The following is a 19,052-nucleotide window of genomic DNA, read 5'->3' as shown; positions in this document are numbered from 1 at the left end:
AAATGGAAAATAAAAAAGATATAGAATTAAGAAGTGAACGTGTTCGAAAGATCATTGGTCAACTTCCCCCAGCCTTCATTCGTTTTGGAATGGAAATAATTACAGGGATTATTATATTTTTATTGATTGTTGCATTTTTTGTTCCTTATTCAAATACGGTTGACGGTGGGATTATTTTATTGAATGTCTCTCCAGTAGAAGTAGTGGTTGAGGCAAAATTACCTTATGCCTATATCTCGCAAATTAAAGTAGGAATGGAAGGAAAAGTGGAATTAGAAGGGTATAGTGGAAAGGATTATGGTTTTCTTCATAGTTCTGTATATTCTATTTCTCCTAAAGTTATTACAATAGATGGGTATAATTACTTTTCCGTTAATTTGAAATTAGATTATGTTCCCGTTATGCAAAAAGGGATGAAGGGGAAAGTTTCTATTTTGCTTTCTCGGAAAACTTTATTAGAGTATATGATTTATAGATAGATTATCGATAGTGAGTCAAATTTTCTCTTGGATTACCTGAACAGCTCAGCTTATGACATGTTTGTAAGCTTTAAATTGATAAATCTTGTCTTTATAAATATTATCTATCGATGCATAAAAATATTTTGTATATGTAAATTTACGATTTGGCGAACATTTTCCTACCTTTGAGCGTTATTTATTCAGGGCGATTAGACAAACTCATTTTATATATACATAAATTAGCGTTATGGAAAAAAGTATTAAGGGTACTCGTACCGAGCAGAATCTGCTGAAATCGTTTGCCGGTGAATCTCAGGCAAGAAGTCGTTACACATTCTTTGCAAGTGTGGCTAAAAAAGAAGGCTACGAACAAATTGCAGGCGTGTTTATGGAAACGGCCGAACAGGAAAAGGAACATGCCAAACGTTTCTTCAAATTCCTCGAAGGCGGTATGGTTGAAATCACAGCCGCTTATCCTGCAGGCGTGATCGGAACAACTGCTGAAAACCTGGCGGCTGCTGCTGCCGGCGAAAACGAAGAATGGGTTGACCTTTATCCGGCTTTCGCTGATATCGCAGACGAAGAAGGTTTCAAGGAAATCGCCGTCGTTTTCCGCATGGTTGCAAAAGTAGAAGCCGAACACGAAAGACGTTATCGCAAGCTTTTGGCTAACGTGGAAGCAAACAAGGTATTCGAAAAAGACGAAGCTATTCTTTGGCAGTGCCGTAACTGCGGTTTCGTATTCGAAGGCAAGAAGGCTCCGATGAAATGTCCGGCATGCGCTCACCCGCAGGCTTATTTCGAACCGATGAAACAGAACTATTAATCGATAGATTTACATAGTTTGATTTATTTTGAGGCACGGATTTCACGGATTACACGGTTTAATTTGATTTAAAACTGTGAAATCCGCGTAATCCGTGCCTTTTTTTATATTATAACTCCTATCTTTAGACCCTCTATTTATATGAATCTGAATTTACCTGTTGATGAGCATATCGATAAGAAATCTCAATAAAGTGTATCCGAACGGAAACCATGCGCTGAAAGACGTCTGTCTGGAAATACCGACCGGTATGTTCGGACTTTTAGGGCCGAACGGGGCGGGTAAATCTACTTTGATGCGTATTTTAGTGGCCCTTATGGAACCGACTTCGGGCGAGGTGGATATCTGCGGGTACGACCTGATACGGCAGCGCAAGGAGATACGGGGCATATTGGGGTATCTGCCACAGGATTTCCGGTTTTTTGCCAAATATAAAACGTACGAGTTTCTGGACTACGCCGCGCGTCTTTCCGGCATGAACCGTAAGTCTTTGCGAAAGAATGCGGTGGACGAGATGTTGGAAAACGTAGGGCTTTTCGATGTGCGCGACCGGTATGCCAACAAGCTGTCGGGAGGGATGAAGCGCCGTTTGGGGATTGCGCAGGCGTTGATCCATCATCCGAAAGTGATTATCGTGGACGAACCTACGACAGGGCTCGATCCCGAAGAACGCATCCGTTTCCGTAACCTTCTCTCCGAAGTGAGCGAGAATGACGTGACCATCATCCTTTCCACCCATATCGTGGGCGATATATCGAGTACTTGCAACTGTATGGCATTGATGAATAAAGGGGAAGTTTCTTTCTACGGTTCCCCGCAGGACATGTTGAGGCAGGCGGAAGGAAAAGTATGGCGCATACGGGTGACCGGCGACGAACTGCATGAGGTGGATAAGCTGTACCCGGTTATCTCGACGATCCCGTCCGGTACGGGTTGGGAAGTGCAGGTCGTGGCCGACGAGGTGCGGGGATATGACGCGGAGTCTTATCCGCCGAACCTGGAACATGCCTATGTCTACTATATGGAAAACAAGTTGGACCGTTGGAGAAACGATTAAAAGAGTTCGCCTGCCTATGTCATTTATCACGAACATACGATCCGTAGCCAAATACGAAAGCAAGATATTGGTGAGAAGTTGGTTCTTCCGTCTCTTCACCCTGCTTGCCGCGTTTATTTTAGGTGTTCTCAGTTTTAGCTTGTTGTTGGCCGAAGATTCCGGAGGTTTTTGGTTCGGGAAAGCGGTTCCATCCAATATACCTTATCTGATCTTGTTGCTGTTGAACACGGGGCAGGCGGTGGTCGCTGTCTTTCTTTCGTCCGAATTTCTGAAACGGGACAAGAAGCTCGATACTTCCGAGGTCTTTTATGTCCGGCCGCTCAGTAATGCCGAGTATGTGGTCGGGAAGATATGGGGAAACCTCAGGGTGTTCCTGCTTCTGAACCTGCTGGTCTTGGCGATTGTGCTGGCTTTCAACTTTATGGCTTCCGGTATAGCTGTCGATTTGCAGGCCTATGGAGTGTATTTCCTTCTGATCAGCATACCGACACTGATTTTCATTATCGGCCTTTCCATCTTCCTGATGTTGCTGTTGAAGAACCAGGCGCTCACTTTTATCCTTTTGTTAGGGTATATCGGGCTGACGTTGTTTTATATACAGGATAAGTTCTACTACCTGTTCGATTATATGGTGTATAACCTGCCGTTGTTCAAATCGACGATCGTCGGGTTCAGCAATCTGGAGCTGATCTTGAACCACCGGGCGATTTATTTCTTTGCCGGACTGGGATTCATCTTCTTTACGATCTTTCTGTTCAGGCGGTTGCCGAATGCCAGGAGGAGCCATTATCCGTGGCTGTTCCTTTCGCTCTGCATGTTCTTGCTGGCAGGGACGGCGGGTTTCCGGCATGTACGTTTGATTCTTAGGGAAGGGGAGGTGCGTGCTTTGTACACGAGCATCAATAATAAATATGTCCATGAGCCGAAGATGGCGATCGACCGGTACGATATTTCGGTGGAGCAGGAGCCTGAAACGATCCGTTCCGTTGTCGGGATGGAAGGGACGGCACTCGCTGCGTCGGAAGTATTCACCTTCTGCCTGAATCCCGGATTGAGGGTCGAGGAGGTGAAGGAGGGGGAGAAGCCGTTGGACTTCAAGCGCGAGGAACAGATTTTAACGGTGGATTTCGGAAGGAGGATAGCCGAGGGGGACACCGTTTCGTTTTCGGTCCGCTACGAGGGGCGGATAAAGGATGATTTCTGCTATCTGGACATTCCGGCGGAGGTCCTGCAGCAACCGTATGACAAGGAAATGCTCAAGCTCGATAAGAAATATAGTTTCCAGACTCCCGATTATGTGCTGTTTACACCCGAAACCTATTGGTATCCGCGTCCCGGCACGGGGTATAGCGACAAGAGTCCCGACTGGGGGCAGACCTATTTCAGCCGCTTCCGGTTGGATGTGAAGCCGCTTCCCGGACTGGTCTCTGTTTCGCAGTCGGCAAACAACCCTTATCAGTCCGTATCCCTGATTATCGGGAAATACGAGCAGAAGAGCGTGGAAAGCGACAGTACGCTCTATAGTGTCTGGCACATAAAAGGGCACGATTATTACGAGGCGGCGTTCGATTCGATCCGCGATACGATTCCGGGATTGATCCGCAACCTGCGGGAGAACCTCGAACGTACGTATAAATTGAGTTACCCGTTCGACCGTTTTTCGGTGGTGGAGGTCCCGGCGCAGTTCTACAGCTATGTCCGTTCCTGGTCGCAAGCGCAGGAAGTGGTGCAGCCGGAAATGGTCCTTTTCCCCGAACTGGGCTGCATGTTCAATCAGATGGACTTTGTCAAGCAGAAGAAAAACCAGTTGAAGTGGTCGAAGCGGGGAGGGCGTGAGATCAGCGAGGAGGAGGCGGAGATTCGGGTGATGAACAGTTTCCTGTGGATTTTCTCGCAGACGGAGGGCAACTATAATTTCTCTTCCGGCAGCCGGGGCAAGTATAATATCTCTTCCCAGAACAATCCGTATTTCCTGTTTCCCGAACTCTATAACTTCCGGTATAATATCTATTCTTCCGAATGGCCCGTTACGAACCGGCTGGTCGAACTCTACCTGCAAAAGAAGTCCGATAACAACGGATGGGAACGCGAGATAAACGGGATCAGCAATAACGAGAAAGCGAACCTGCTGATGGAGAAACATTCGTTTAAGGAGCTTTTGTCCGATGTGGAACACCGCGACTTGCTGAATAACACGATCAGCCTGAAAGGGTATTGCCTGTTTGCCCCTGCCGAAGTGAAGATGGGGGTGAGCCTGTTCCGGGATTCCCTGTATGCCCTGCTGGAACGGAACGAGTTTCGGAATATGCGTTTCGAGAACCTGTTGGATACGTTGGGGATGATCAGCGGGTCCGATATCCGTGCGGGTATTTCCGGATGGGACCGTCCGACGCCTCTGCCTTTCTATACGATCGGCCGGCCCGAAGTGACCAAGATCACGAACAAGGGACAGGAGAGCTTCGTGCTGAAGCAATTAGTCAGCAATAATTCCGATCACGACGGTATGCTTCAACTCGATATACAGGCCGGAGGCTATGGCCCGGATATCGATCCGCGTACGAGCCGTAAACTGCCTCTTGCCGCCCGCCAGACCAAGCTGTTGGTAACGGTCTGGGAGGAAGCGCCTCGACAGGTGGATGTGAATACGCTGATAGCCGGTAACTTGCCGAATGTCCTGAACCTGCCTGTCACCGACATCCGGGAAGAGCGGGAGAGGGCGGTCGATGCCGAAGGCGATTTCATCGTTGCGGACTTTTCTCCCGTAGCGGAAGGGGAGGTGATCGTGGATAATGAAGATCCTCTTTTCTCCCTGTCCGAACCGGCCGTGGTCGGGCTTCTGCCCAAATGGCTCGACAAGGTGGAAGATACCTCTTTCAAGTATGCCGGTGTCTCTCCCTGGCGTGCCCCGTTGCAGTGGACGGCTACGACGAACGCCGCCTACTATGGCCGTTATATCCGGTCCGCCTATGTGATCAAGAGCGGCAACGGCAACCAGACGGCGACCTGGAAAATTCCGGTCCCTTCTGCCGGGCAATACGACGTCTACTATTATGTCTCCAAAGACAATGAGCTGAAATATAATAAACAGGCCGGCGGGGAATACCACTTTAAGGTGGAGTATGACGAGGAAAACGAAGATGCTTACATAGACCTGAAAAGGGCGAATGAAGGCTGGGAACCCATAGGCGCCTACTACTTCGGTTCCGATACGGTCCGGATCACCCTGACGAACGAGTGCAAGCTACGGAGCGTAACGGCCGATGCGGTCAAAATAGTAAAACGATATTAATAGAATTAGATACATGATACGAAGAGAGTTACTATCCATGAAAAAGATAATGCTGGCGGCCGCCGTTTGCTTAGGGGTGTCTGTCCCGTCGCAGGGACAGGTCTCGCTGACGATCGAGAAGGCGATGGATATAGCGGAAGAGCATAGCCCTTCCCTGCGCCGTTCCCACATGAACCTGGAGCGCTATCAGCAGAACCTGGTTGCACAGCGGGCTTCCCTGAAGTCGAAGTTCTCGTTGAACCTCAATCCGGTGGATTACAGCAAGAGCCGCAGTTTCGACAACCGCCTGTCCCAGTGGTACACGAACGAGCGGTTCAGTACGACCGGAACGTTCCAGGTGGACCAGCCGATCTTGTGGACGGATGGTGTCCTCTCGTTGATCAACCGTTTCGGCTGGCAGGATAACAACTCCAATATCGACGGGACGAAGACCAGTAACAAGGCATTCAGCAACGACCTCTACCTGCAACTCTCGCAACCCGTCTTTACTTATAACAAGCGTAAGATGGAACTGCAACAGATCGAATACGATTATGAGAATGCCAACATCAGCTACGCCCTGCAACGGTTGAGTACGGAAAAGGATATTACCCAACAGTTCTATTCCGTCTATATGGCACAAAGCCAGCTGGCGATTACGAAAGAGGAACTGGCCAATGCGCAGCAAAGCTACGAGATTATCAAGAATAAGGTCGAAGCCGACCTGGCTGCCCGCGATGAGCTGTTCCAGGCGGAAGTGAACCTCGCCTCCGCACGCTCCTCCCTGGAAGAGCAGCAGGTATCGCTCGAAAACTCGAAAGACCAGTTGAAGCAGACGTTGGGGATGGACCTGAACGAGGACATCATGGTCTTTGCCGAAGTAAAGATCAAGCCGGTGGAAGTGAATCTGCAAAAGGCGATACAGCATGGCCTCGAATCGCGCCTGGAACTGCGTCAGCGGGAGATCGAGAGCAAAGAACTGGCATTCGATATGATCAAGACGAAGGCCCTGAACGAGTTCAAAGGCGACATCTCCCTTTCCTTCGGCCTGATCGGCGATAACCGCCATCTGGAAAAGATATATAATAACCCGACGCAGAACCCGCGTGTCGCCATCAGCTTCAGTGTCCCGATCTTCGACTGGGGAGAGAAGAAAGCCCGTGTGAAGGCGCAGGAAGTAGCCCGGAAGATCAACCAACTGGAGTTCCATGAAGACAAGGTCAGCATCGAACTGAACATCCGCCAGACCTGGCGCAGCCTGGAGAACCTGCTTTCGCAGATCAAGATAGCCGAGCAGAACGTCGCAAATGCGCAGCGTACCTACGACCTGAACCTGACCCGTTACCGGGAGGGCGATATCACCGGTATGGACATGAACCAGTTCCAGACCCAGCTATCGAATAAAAAGATCGCCTATACGCAGGCGCTTATCAATTATAAGATCGAATTGTTGAACCTCAAGATACTTTCCCTCTACGACTTCGAGCACGACGTGCCCATTGTCCCGATGGAAGATTTAGTAACGAAAAAGTAGTATGAATATGAAATATACAGTCACATCTCTCTTATTGTTTGCTCTGTTGGCGACCGGTTGCAATCATCAGCCGCAGAGTACGCAGAACGATATCGCCACGCCCGTGTCGGTAACGGAATTGAAGAAAGGCTCTATCAGCAAGCTGGTCAATACGACCGGGACGGCACAGCCAACCTGCGGGGTAACGCTCAATTCCGAAATGAGCGGCCTCTATAAACTGCAAACCAATCCCCGTACAGGCAAGCCCTTTAAACTGGGCGATATCGTCTCCAAAGGACAACTGATCGTCCGCCTCGAAGACCGGGAATACGAAAACGGCATCGCTATCGACGCCAAGGAGTTGAGCCTCGAAATAGCCGAGCAGGAACAGGTGAAGCAGAAAGCCCTGTATGAGAAAGGCGGTGTGACGCTTAGCGAAATGCGTAACACGGAAGTGAAGGTGACGAACGCCCGCTACGACTACGAGAACGGCAAGCTCAATCTGGAGAAGATGAATGTCAGAGCGCCTTTCGACGGGGTGATCGTGGACCTGCCCCACTACACGTCCGATGTCCGCATCGAACAGGGAAAACCGGTAGCCGGCATCATGGACTATGCCCGCATGTACATGGATATCAACCTGCCGGAAAGCGCTATCGGGTATGTGAAAGCGGACCAGCCGGTCTATATCACCCATTATACGTTGCCCGAAGATACGATCCGGGGAGTGATCAGCGAACTGTCGCCCGCCATCAGTTCCGAAACCCGTACCTTCAAAGGGAAGATACTGATCCGGAACGAGGGGTTGAAACTCCGTCCCGGTATGTTCGTCAAAGCGGATATCGTGGTGGACAAAGCGGACAGTGCCATCATCATACCGAAAGACGTGATCCAGTCCAACCGCCGTGTCAAATACGTTTATGTCGTCGAGAAGAACACGGCCCTGCTCCGCGAGCTCAAGACCGGGCTGGAGGACGACAAGAGCATCCAGGTTCTGGAAGGGCTGAAAGAGAACGATAACCTGGTGGTGAAAGGTTTCGAGACATTGAAAGAGAATGCAAAGGTAAAGGTTCAGAGATGAAAAGGATGATCAAATTTGCGGTAAGCAAACCGGTTACGATCTGTATGCTGGTACTGGCGATCCTGCTGTTGGGCAAGATTTCGTACGACCAGTTGGCGGTCGACCTGTTGCCCGACCTGAATAATCCCCGCCTCTTCATCGAACTGAAGGCAGGCGAACGTCCGCCGGAGGAGATCGAGAAGCAGTTTGTCAAGAACATGGAGTCGATGGCGATCCGGCAGAGCGACGTGACACAGGTATCGTCCGTGATCCGTGCCGGTTCCGCCCGCATCACGGTCGAGTACACCTGGAAGAAAGATATGGACGAGGCTTTTCTCGACCTGCAGAAAGCCATGAACCCTTTTGCCCAGAACAAGGATATCACCGAACTCAAGATCACGCAGCACGATCCGAACCAGTCCCCCGTCGTCCTGATCGGACTTTCGCACCGCAGCATTACCGATATGGCGGAGCTTCGGAAGGTGGCGGAGAGTTATATCCGTAACGAGTTGATCCGTCTGGAAGGGGTGGCGGATGTCACGCTGTCGGGTGACGAGGTCAGTACGCTGACGATCCGCACCGACCCTTATAAATTGGATGCCTTCAAGCTGACGATAAATGACCTGTCTTCCAAGATAGAGGCGAACAACCAAAGCATATCCGGCGGCCGTGTCAGCGAGTTGGGCTTGCAATACATCGTCAAGAGTTCGAGCCTGTTTGCGACGGAGCGCGATTTCGAGAATCTGATTGTCGGCTACAAGCCGGTTACGGCCGAGACGGGCGGGACGGCAGCAGCGGGGACTTCCGGCGCGGCCGTTTCATCGTCTGCGGACAAAGCTCCGATCTTCCTGCGCGAAGTCGCTACCGTCAGCTTCGAGAATGCCCGCCCGGAAAATATTGTCCGCATCGATGGCGAGCGTAGTATCGGGTTGTCCGTTTATAAGGAGATGCGTTTCAATACGGTGAAGGTCGTCGATGGCGTGATCCGCCGGTTGGAGGTTATCGAGCAGGCGTTGCCCGGCTACCGTTTCCAGGTGATCACGAACCAGGGGACCTTTATCAAGAACGCGATAGGGGAGGTGAAGAGCAGTGCCGTCCTGGGGATTATCCTCGCGGTGGTGATCCTGTTCGTCTTCCTACGCCGCCTGGGGACGACGCTGATCGTCAGCCTGGCGATCCCTATTTCCATTGTCGCCACGTTCAACCTGATGTTCTTCAACCATCTTACGCTGAATATCATGACGCTCGGCGGATTGGCCCTCGGAGCCGGTATGCTGGTGGACAATGCGATCGTGGTGATCGAAAGCATTTTCCGTAACCAGGAGAAAGGGATGACGGTGCGTGAGGCCGCCATAACGGGAACCTCCGAGGTGGCCGGTGCGGTCATGGCCTCGACGCTGACGACGATCGTCGTCTTCCTGCCGATCGTCTACCTGCATGGCGCCTCCGGAGAACTGTTCAAGGATCAGGCCTGGACGGTGACGTTCTCGCTGGTATCGTCGTTGTTTGTGGCGATAGGGGTGATCCCGATGCTATACGACCGGATTACCGGACGTCCCAACCCCTTCCCGCGCTTGACGCGTGATCGCAAGGAAACCGGCGGTGATAGTGCCGGTTCGCCTGCTTCCCCGCGTCGGGCGCGGGGACAAGGGATCCGGATTGCCGCTTACAGTCCCCTGTTGCGCACCCTGCTCCGCCGCCGTTGGGGGGTGATCGGCTGCGCTCTGCTGTTGTTGGTGATAGCGGGGTTGTTGGTTCCCTTTATCGGTACGGAATTCATGCCGAGAGCCGGGAGCAGGGCCTTCTCCGCCGTTATCAAGTTGCCGGAGGGGACCCCGTTGGAGCGCACCGCTTCGGCTGTCGGGAATTTGGAGGAGCTGATGCGTGCTGTCTCGCAGGACTCCCTGTGTACGGTCTACAGCCATATCGGATCGGGCAGCGGTTCGGAGAATGATATATTCGAAGGCGAGAACACGGCTGTCATGAAAGTGATCCTTTCTCCCTCCTGCCCGGTTCCGCCCGAAGAGGTGATGGCGCGGTTCGTCCGGACGACCGAGGACACCGAAGGGCTGGAAGTCACCCTGAAACAGGAAGAAAACTCCCTCAGTTCCCTTTTGGGAAGCGAAGGAGCCCCTATCGTGGTCGAGGTGAAGGGGGAGGAGCTGGACGAGATCGGCGCCGTCACCGCTGAAGTAATGGAACGGATAGCCGGCATTCCCGGAATCTATAACCTCCGTTCGTCCGTCGAAGACGGTGCCCCGGAGGTAACGGTCTCCGTCGACCGCACGGTTGCCGGCATCCATAATGTCAGCGTCTCGACCGTCATCGAACAGCTGAAGCAGCAGCTCGGCGGTCTCGAATCCGGCAAGATGGAATACCGGGGAGAGATGCGGGATATCCTGATCAAGGTTCCCGATATCACCTTGCACGACCTCGGCGGGTTGGTCATACGAAGCGGCGAGAAAGAGTTCCGCCTGCAGGAGATCGCCACGATCACCCGTTCGCAGGCTCCGAAAGAAATCTTCCGACGCGGGCAGAACCGCATCGGCAAGGTGACGGCCGACCTCGGTGCGGGCTATTCGCTCGACAAGGTGGCGGACGGGATACGCCTTGCCGTGAAAGATATCGACCTGCCTGCCGACTACTCGATTACCGTCACCGGCGAGGAAGAGAAGCGGCAGGAATCCATGAACAGCCTGATGTTTGCCCTTGTCCTCTCGGTGATCCTGGTCTATATGGTGCTTGCCTCGCAGTTCGAGTCGCTGTTGCACCCCTTCACGATCCTGTTGACGATCCCGTTGGCGGTGGTAGGAGCGGTCCTGCTGTTCTTCCTGACGGGGACGACGATCAACATGATGGGAGTGATCGGCATCGTGATGCTGGTCGGCATCGCGGTGAACAACTCGATTATCCTGGTCGACCGCATCAACCAGTTGAAACAGTCGGGGATGGAGCTGACGGATGCCATCGTCGAGTCCGGCCAGCAGCGTATCCGCCCGATCCTGATGACGACGCTCACGACGATCCTCGCCCTCCTGCCGATGACGTTCGGCTTCGGCGAAGGCGCTTCGCTCCGTTCGCCTATGGCGATCGCGGTGATCGGCGGGTTGGTGACTTCGACCGTCATGAGCCTGGTGGTGATCCCCTGCGTCTATGATGTGTTTGAAAGGATGAAAAGGGGGAAAAATGGTATTTCCGGGGGAGACTGTCCGAAAATTCGGTCATAGCTTACGTTATGTTATGATTTTAGGCACGGATTTCACGGATTACACGGAAAAGATAAAGAAAAATCCGTGAAATCTGCGTAATCCGTGAAATCCGTGCCTAAAAGAAAGTATAACACGGGGTTCGGGAAGGTGAATCGCCTGCGGTTGGAGGCGCCGAAGGGGTTCGGGAAGGTGAACGGCGGGCCGTTGGAGGCGCGAACCTTGGTTCCGAGGCCGAACCGCCCGCCGTTGGAGGTTCCGAAGCCCTTCGGAAGGGTGAACCGCCCGCCGTTGGGGTTCCCGAAGCCCTTTGGAAGGGCAAACGGCCTGCCGTTGGGGTTCCCGAAGAGGTTCGGAGGGCAAACGGCCCGCCGTTCGGATATTTGTCATGAATGATCATAAAGAAAAGCGATATGAATTTTTTACTACATAGAAGGATTGCCATCTGCATGTTGTTCATAGCCCTGACGGGGTTGGGCTACGTGTCGTACAAGCAGTTGCCGGTCGAGCTGTTGCCCAATGCGGAGCTTCCGATGCTGTTCGTGCAGGTCGCGTCGACGCAGGATATGGACCCGTCGTATGTGGAGTCGGAGGTCGTGATCCCCCTCGAAGGAGCCATCGGCACGATCGGCGGGGTGGAGCAGATCGAATCCCGGATCGACAGCCGCCAGTCTTCCATCAAGATCGACTTCAAGCCGAATGTCAACTTCAAGATCACCGCCCTGAAGTTGCAGGAGAAGATCAACGAGACCGCCTCCTCGCTTCCCGAAGGCTTTACGGTACAGGTGCGGAAGGTCGATGTCTCGATGCTCAGCGGCGGCTTCATGTCGCTTCAGGTGCGCGGGTCGGGCGGTACGGACCGCGTCCGTAACTTAGTGGAGAAAGAGATACGGCCCGATCTGGAAAACATCGACGGCATCGCCTCCGTCAATGTCTATGGCGGACGTGAGAAGGCCATCGAGGTGCAGCTCGATCCCGATGCCTGCAAAGCCCTTAATCTGACTCCTTCCGGTATCGGCAGCCTCCTGACGCAGAATACCGAGGAGAAGGCCTTCGTCGGCTATGCCAACGAGCCGGACGGGAAATACTTCGTCCATGTCAACTCGCCTTATACCGAAGTCTCCGACCTCGAAAACATCGTCGTCGCTCCCGGTCCCGTCCTGCTGAAGGACATTGCGACGATTTTCTTCGATATGAAGGAAGAGACGAGCTATAGCCGCGTGAACGGGAAAGAGGCCGTCTCCGTCTCCCTGCTTGCCGATTCGCAGGCGAACCTGATCGGGCTTTCCCACCGGACGGTCGAAGTGGTCGACCGCCTGAACGAACGGCTTGCCCCGCTCGACCTGACGATCGTGGTGGAGAACAACCAGGCCGAGACGATGGAAGACAATATCGACCAGATTATCCGTCTCGCTTTCGTCGGCGGCCTGCTTGCCGTCGTCATCCTCTGGCTCTTCCTGAAGAACCTCCGGTTGGTGTTCTTCATCGCCCTGTCCATCCCGATCTCCGTCTATACGGCGTTCAATTTCTTCTACGGGGCGGGGATTACGATCAACAGCCTTACGCTGGTCGGCATGGCGCTGGCGATCGGCATGTTGCTGGACAATAGCGTGGTGGTATTGGAGAACATCTACCGCCTCAATGCCGCCGGAAGCACGCCCGAACGTTCCGTGACGCAAGGGACGCGCGAAGTCTGGCGTTCCATCCTCGCCGCCACCCTGACGACGGTTACGGTCTTCCTGCCCTTCGTCTTTTCCGACAATTTCCTGATCAAGCTGATGGGCCACCATATCGGCGTCTCCATCATCTCGACCCTCCTGATCTCCCTGGCCGTCGCCCTTCTTTTCATCCCGATGGCCACCTATACGGTGTTGCGCCGCCCTTCCCTGTCCCCGCGTCCTGTGTCCCCGCGCTTGACGCGGAGCCGCAAAAAGACAGGTCGCCTCGATGGGTTCCGCAAATGGTTCGAACCGATGCGGTCCCGGCTCAAGGGCGGGGACACCGTCTTTTATGAGAAGGTGTCTGTCACGCAGCGGCCGGTACAGATCTATCTGGTATTGTTGAAGACCTGTATGCGGAATCCCGGCGTGACGGTCTTCGGGGCCGTCATCCTGCTGTTCCTTTGCCTGATCCTCTCTGTCTCCCTGGATATCCAGGACCGGAAAGAGGTGGAGAGCGACCGGTTCGGCATCTATGTGACGATGCCGACCGGCAGCACGCTGGAGAATGCCGACGAGGTGGTCCGTGTCATAGAAGGACGCCTTGCCGGGTTCCCGGAGAAGCAAGACCTCATCAGCCGTGTCCGGGAAACGGATGCCGAGTTGACGTTCGTCCTCAGGGAAGATTACCGGGAGATCGGGAGACGCAGCATCTCCGACATCAAGTCCGACGTACAAACCCGTCTGCGGAATGTGAATGGCGCTGAGATATCCCTTTCCGAAGCCGGGAGCGGCGGCGGGCAAGGATCCGTCTTGGAAGGTGGAGGCGGCATGTCAGGCATGTCCGGCTTCATGCGCCTCTTGGGGATCGGCGACAACCGCGAACGCATCGTGATCAAAGGCTCCGATTTCGACCTCATGCAGCGGGTGGCGGAGGATTTCCGCTATTACCTCGACGAACAGGAGTTCATCCGCACTACCCGTGTCTCCTACAACAGCCGCCAGCCGGAGATCCGCCTCGGTTTCGATCCGGTCCTGCTGACCTCCTACGATATCTCCCGCCAGAACATAGCCTCCGGCCTCACGTCGTTGAATCCGGAGATTTCGTCCGGCACTTCCTTCAAGGTGGGGGAGGACACCTACGATATCATCATCCGCAACCGTTCGAACGGCACGGAAGAAGAGCGGGAGGCGGAGAAGGAGCGGGAAAAGACGGTGGACGACCTGCGCGAAGTCCGCATACCGGGCGCTTCCGGCGGCTTGCACAGGTTGCAGGATATCGCTTCCGTCGACTATGGACGCGGACGTGCCCGCATCACCCGTGTGAACCAGGACAAGCAGATCGAGCTGTTCTATTCTTTCTCGCGCGACGTCGAAGAGTCGAAAGACCTCCTCGAAGGCTACCGTTCGGATATCGACCGGTTGGTGTCGGGCTATAACTTGCCTTCGGGCGTGGCGGTCGAGGTGTTTCATGAAGAAGAGATGCTGGCCGACTTCAAGTTCCTGCTGTTGGCGGCCTTTATCCTGATCTTTATGATCCTGGCTTCGGTGTTCGAGTCCTTTGCGACGCCGTTCGTTCTGCTGTTCTCCATCCCGCTGGCTGCGATCGGTTCGCTGCTGGCCTTGTTGCTGACGGGCAACAGCCTGCTGAACAATGCCAACGTGATGGTCGGCTTCCTGATCCTGCTGGGAGTGGTGGTCAACAATGGCATTATCCTGATCGACTATGCCAACATCCTGCGCCGGCGCGGGTATCGCCGTAACCGGGCGTTGATGACGGCCGGGTTGTCGCGTATCCGTCCGATCCTGATCACCTCCATCACGACCATTGTGGCCCTGTTCCCCATGGCGATGGGCAACTCGGAGTATGCCGGGGCGATCGGGGCGCCGTTTGCCATCACCGTGATCGGCGGTCTTTCCTTCTCGGCGTTGCTGACGCTGATCCTGATCCCTACCGTCTGCATGGGGCTGGAAAATACGTTGGCGTGGTATCGCGGTCTTTCTCCGAAGATATGGGGGCTGCACGGCGTGCTCTTTGTGGCGGGCGCGGGCTGTATCTGCCTCTATGGCGGCAGCCTCCTGTGGCAGTCCGTCTACGGGGTGGTCTTGTCGGCCGGTATTCCGGGCGTGACCTATTTTATGCAGGCAAGCCTGCGCCGCGCCCGTTCGAAGGTGATCGACCCGGAGGCGGACATCCGGATTTCCGTCCGCAACTTGGTGAAGATATACGATTGGCCGGGACGCGTCAGCCGCCAGTGGCGGAGCGGCCGGCTGATCCGCCGGCGGTTGGGGATCGACGGCGAATGCCATTCGCTGAAGGACTTTATAAACGTGAGCTGGCAGTTCGCCCTTTTAGGGTTCGGGATCTGGTTCACCTGGTTCTTTGCCGACAGCCGGCTGTGGATCTTTATCCTTTCCTTCGCGGTCTATGCGGCTGCCCTTTACCTGTGGCGGAAGGTACGCGAATACCTCTACTGGCGGTTTGCGGGGAGCCGGACGGTGAAGCACCTCAACCGCATCCTCTTCTGGAGCATCCCGCCGCTGATCCTCTTCGGCCTGTTCCGCAGGTTGGACAATCCGAACCTGGTGGGGACGGTCGGGTTGGTGTGGGCGTTCTGTATCGCTGTCTACGTAACTTCGGGCTATCTCTACGAGAAGGAGATCAATATCGAGCGTGTGAAGGGGCGTTTCGCCGGGCTGCGCCGTTCGTGGTTTCGCATGGTCAAGGGGATTCCTCTGATCGGCAGGCGGAAACGTCCGTTCAAGGCGCTCCGTGGCGTATCGTTCGAGATCCGTACCGGCATGTTCGGCTTGTTGGGTCCCAACGGGGCAGGCAAGTCGACGCTGATGCGTATCGTCTGCGGCATCCTGGAGCAGAGCTACGGCAGTATCTGGATCAACGGACTGGACACGCGTGTCTACCGGGAGGAGTTGCAGAGCCTGATCGGTTTCCTGCCCCAGGAGTTCGGGACCTACGAGAACATGTCGTCCTGGGAATTTCTCGACTACCAGGCGATCCTGAAGGGCCTCGTCGACAGTACTGTCCGCCGCGAACGCCTCGAATATGTTTTGAAAGCCGTCCATATGTACGACCGCAAGGACGAGAAGATCGGTTCTTTCTCCGGCGGTATGAAGCAGCGTATCGGCATCGCCCTCATCCTGCTGCACCTGCCGCGCATCTTGGTGGTGGACGAACCGACTGCCGGACTCGACCCGCGCGAGCGCATCCGCTTCCGTAACCTGTTGGTGGAGCTGAGCAAGGATCGCATCGTGATCTTCTCCACCCATATCATCGAAGACATATCCAGCTCGTGCAGCCAGGTGGCCGTGATCAACAAGGGCAGCCTCAAGTATTTCGGCGATCCGGTCGATATGGTCGGCATGGCGGCAGGAAAAGTCTGGCAGTTCGATATCGATAAGACGGAATTTGAACAGGCATTGGATAAATCCCGCATCGTCAACCATATCCAGAGGGACGACCGGATCCGCGTCCGTTACCTCTCGTCCGCCTCTCCTTATCTGGGGGCGGTACAGGTGGAACCGAACCTGGAAGATGCTTATCTTTGCTTGTTGAAAGGACTTTAAAAATTTATGATTTATAATTTATGATTTATCATCGACGCATAAATCATAAATTATAAATCTCAAATCATAAATCATTATGACACTGAAACAATTCATATCCCTCTTGCCCCGCTTGGTTAAATATAACCTGAAGATCATCTTTGCCGGGAAATTCATCTGGTTCCTGCTGGCGGCGTTCCTGTTCTTCGGCTATTTCATGTTCCAGACCGCCTGGAGCCGGTCGGAGGTCAACGAAGGGGTGGTCTATAACCTCCTGATGTTCCCTTGTGTCCTGTTGGTGTTCTACCCTGCCGTTTTCGGCATCCAGAACGATGAGGACAGCCGGATACTGGAAATCCTGTTCGGCATCCCCGACTATAAATATAAGGTATGGGGCATCCGCCTTATGATGATCTATGTGGCGGTCTTCGCGATCCTGGTCGTCTTCTCCTGGCTGGCTACGCTCTTGCTCTATCCCGTCAACCCTCTTGAGATGTCGGCGCAGCTGATGTTCCCGATCCTTTTCTTCGGGAACCTCGCCTTCATGTTTTCCACCATCACCCGCAGCGGCAACGGGACTGCCGTTCTGATGATCGTCATCGGCATCGCCCTGCTGATCTTCAGCAACACGCCCCTTATCGAACGTTCCTTCTGGAATATCCTCCTCAATCCCTTCTCCATCCCCCGCAATTTCCTGCCGGTCATCTGGGAAGGTATCATCATCAAAAGCCGCATCTTCCTCCTCATCGCCGGCATCGTTTGGATGCTGATCGGCCTCCTGAACTTGCAGAAGAGGGAGAAGTTTGTCTGATCGTGCGGGTCATGCAAGGAAAATATAAACGTAACAGCTTGAAAAACAGTAAATCTTACCAGCCCAAAACTGTATAGGGCGGACATGCGGAATCTGCGGAAACCTATTCCGAAAATGCTGTTTTGTGAAAATACATTTAGAAAACTGTCGGCAGGTTTTTGTGAAAAAACGTAAGCGTTTTTCCTGAAGTACTAATATATTTTGATAATCAAACCTTATTTGCAAATCAAAAATCTATCCTAAAAATGACTAAAAAAAACGATCGTTTTTTTTAGTCATCAAAAGTCAACATTATTTTTCAATCCTCCAAACTTTTTCAAAAATAAATATGCCTTAATTATCAATAGTTATCGTCGATTTTTGCCTAAAAACTCTCCAAACCCGCATCCAGACAAAAAATGACTAAAAAAAACGATCGTTTTCGGTCGTCAAAGTACATAAAATCACACCTGTTAACTTCTATTAGATGATAAACGTGCGTATGGGGTAAGTTAATAAAGCGATTGGAGCAGAGAGAGTATAATATCATTCAATAAACTCATTATTAATGCTTTAATTAAAAAAGTTATGAAGAAAAGATTACTTATGTTGTTCGCCGTCTTTATGGCGGTGACGAGTGTGGGGTGGTTGCAGGCGCAAGATACCTCAGGAGACGGTTATACAAAGACCGGAAATGATTACACAGTGACAACCGCGGAGGGGTTGCAAAATGTGTTGAAAGAGCTAAACGAAGTTAAGACGGCACAGACTACAACGATTACTTTGGCAAACGATTTGAACATCTCTGAGGTTTCATTTGCGGGACCTACAGGAGCACAATGGCAAGGAGTATTCTACTTGAATGCTACTGCAGCAAAAATTACATCTTTAACCATTGATGGAGCTGGACATAGTATTACAGGTGAAAATACCTCAAATACAGTAGAGGGAAGTTTTGATCCTACTAAAAATTATGTATTCTACTTTGATGGTTCAGGAAACAGCCCTATTACTTTCAAAGACCTGACTGTAAGGAATACAAACATTTTGGCTTTCAATCTTTACAATCTGAATAATCTGAAGTTCAATAAGGTTTTATTATCTGATAATAAAGAAGGTGGTTTGCATTTGAACTCTTCAAAGTTGGAAGCTACTAATTTTACCACAAGTGGCAATGGAAAGTTCGCTGTTAAATTGTCTCGTCAAGTAGATAATATGCCGAAGTTTACTTTGGTTAGTGGAACAATTAGTGAGAACAATGTTCCGCAAATTGCTTTTTACGACAGACATGCCTATTCCGAATGGAGCAGTAATCCGACAACATCTGTAGCTGAGATAATCGCTTCAGTAGTAACGCCTGAAAATGATAAATGGTATCGTTCTTTACAATTGGCAACAATGCATACATCTAATAATGGTGCATTGGCTTATGTTTGGGGCCAAAAAGCATTTGTAGCTGTAAGCACAGCTAATCAACTGGATTCTACTCTTAATTTGAGATTTGCAACAATTGAAGAAATTAATTGTAGATAATAACTGAAAAGTACTCCACTAAAATAATTGAAAAGTATCCCACCCGTTGGATAGAACTTTAGGGCTATCGCATATAAAAGTCTGAGTTTTATCTACACTAATTAACATTATAAATT

General features: G+C 52.3%; 11 protein-coding genes. All 11 read left to right on the top strand.

Annotated elements, in window-relative coordinates:
• Window positions 1–2: 2 nt before the first annotated feature.
• The 11 genes from ACW6QF_RS03370 (at window position 3) to ACW6QF_RS03320 (ending at window position 18,936) form a co-directional block, all read left to right on the top strand.
• Window positions 3–479, top strand: a complete 477-nt coding sequence (locus tag ACW6QF_RS03370) for an HlyD family efflux transporter periplasmic adaptor subunit (RefSeq protein ID WP_456086823.1) — start codon at window positions 3–5, stop codon at window positions 477–479.
• 229 nt (window positions 480–708) lie between these two features.
• Complete coding sequence (gene rbr, locus ACW6QF_RS03365) at window positions 709–1,287, top strand: rubrerythrin (RefSeq protein ID WP_456086822.1); 579 nt, start codon at window positions 709–711, stop codon at window positions 1,285–1,287.
• 163 nt (window positions 1,288–1,450) lie between these two features.
• Complete coding sequence (locus tag ACW6QF_RS03360; RefSeq protein ID WP_456086821.1) at window positions 1,451–2,344, top strand: ABC transporter ATP-binding protein; 894 nt, start codon at window positions 1,451–1,453, stop codon at window positions 2,342–2,344.
• Between the two features lie 16 nt (window positions 2,345–2,360).
• Window positions 2,361–5,633 carry a golvesin C-terminal-like domain-containing protein gene (locus ACW6QF_RS03355; protein WP_456086820.1) on the top strand — a complete coding sequence of 1,091 codons (3,273 nt, stop codon included), beginning with the start codon at window positions 2,361–2,363 and terminating at the stop codon, window positions 5,631–5,633.
• Window positions 5,634–5,670: 37 nt separating this feature from the next.
• Complete coding sequence (locus ACW6QF_RS03350; protein ID WP_456086819.1) at window positions 5,671–7,146, top strand: TolC family protein; 1,476 nt, start codon at window positions 5,671–5,673, stop codon at window positions 7,144–7,146.
• A gap of 1 nt (window position 7,147) precedes the next feature.
• A complete protein-coding gene (locus ACW6QF_RS03345; RefSeq protein WP_456086818.1) occupies window positions 7,148–8,206 on the top strand; it encodes an efflux RND transporter periplasmic adaptor subunit in 1,059 nt (352 codons plus the stop codon).
• On the top strand, window positions 8,203–11,412 hold the full coding sequence (locus tag ACW6QF_RS03340) for an efflux RND transporter permease subunit (protein WP_456086817.1): 3,210 nt from the start codon (window positions 8,203–8,205) through the stop codon (window positions 11,410–11,412). Before ACW6QF_RS03345 ends, ACW6QF_RS03340 begins: the two co-directional genes overlap by 4 nt.
• 93 nt (window positions 11,413–11,505) lie before the next feature.
• Entirely contained in the window at window positions 11,506–11,787 is a 282-nt protein-coding gene (locus tag ACW6QF_RS03335; protein WP_456086816.1) for a hypothetical protein, read from the top strand.
• A 17-nt stretch (window positions 11,788–11,804) separates the two neighbouring features.
• Window positions 11,805–16,634 (top strand): efflux RND transporter permease subunit, encoded by a 4,830-nt coding sequence (locus ACW6QF_RS03330; RefSeq protein WP_456086815.1) that lies wholly within the window; start codon window positions 11,805–11,807, stop codon window positions 16,632–16,634.
• Between the two features lie 76 nt (window positions 16,635–16,710).
• A complete protein-coding gene (locus ACW6QF_RS03325) occupies window positions 16,711–17,424 on the top strand; it encodes a hypothetical protein (protein ID WP_456086814.1) in 714 nt (237 codons plus the stop codon).
• 567 nt (window positions 17,425–17,991) lie between these two features.
• Window positions 17,992–18,936, top strand: coding sequence for a pectate lyase-like adhesive domain-containing protein (locus ACW6QF_RS03320; protein WP_456086813.1), 945 nt, complete (start codon window positions 17,992–17,994; stop codon window positions 18,934–18,936).
• Window positions 18,937–19,052: the final 116 nt, after the last annotated feature.

The sequence above is a fragment of the Parabacteroides sp. genome (assembly GCF_977054455.1).
This window is presented reverse-complemented; position numbering and strand designations above follow the sequence as displayed.

Coding starts and splice junctions, on each gene's coding strand:
- ACW6QF_RS03370 (WP_456086823.1), top strand. CDS start 3: ATGGAAAATAAAAAAGATATAGAATTAAGAAGTGAACGTGTTCGAAAG.
- rbr (WP_456086822.1), top strand. CDS start 709: ATGGAAAAAAGTATTAAGGGTACTCGTACCGAGCAGAATCTGCTGAAA.
- ACW6QF_RS03360 (WP_456086821.1), top strand. CDS start 1,451: ATGAGCATATCGATAAGAAATCTCAATAAAGTGTATCCGAACGGAAAC.
- ACW6QF_RS03355 (WP_456086820.1), top strand. CDS start 2,361: ATGTCATTTATCACGAACATACGATCCGTAGCCAAATACGAAAGCAAG.
- ACW6QF_RS03350 (WP_456086819.1), top strand. CDS start 5,671: ATGAAAAAGATAATGCTGGCGGCCGCCGTTTGCTTAGGGGTGTCTGTC.
- ACW6QF_RS03345 (WP_456086818.1), top strand. CDS start 7,148: ATGAATATGAAATATACAGTCACATCTCTCTTATTGTTTGCTCTGTTG.
- ACW6QF_RS03340 (WP_456086817.1), top strand. CDS start 8,203: ATGAAAAGGATGATCAAATTTGCGGTAAGCAAACCGGTTACGATCTGT.
- ACW6QF_RS03330 (WP_456086815.1), top strand. CDS start 11,805: ATGAATTTTTTACTACATAGAAGGATTGCCATCTGCATGTTGTTCATA.
- ACW6QF_RS03325 (WP_456086814.1), top strand. CDS start 16,711: ATGACACTGAAACAATTCATATCCCTCTTGCCCCGCTTGGTTAAATAT.
- ACW6QF_RS03320 (WP_456086813.1), top strand. CDS start 17,992: ATGAAGAAAAGATTACTTATGTTGTTCGCCGTCTTTATGGCGGTGACG.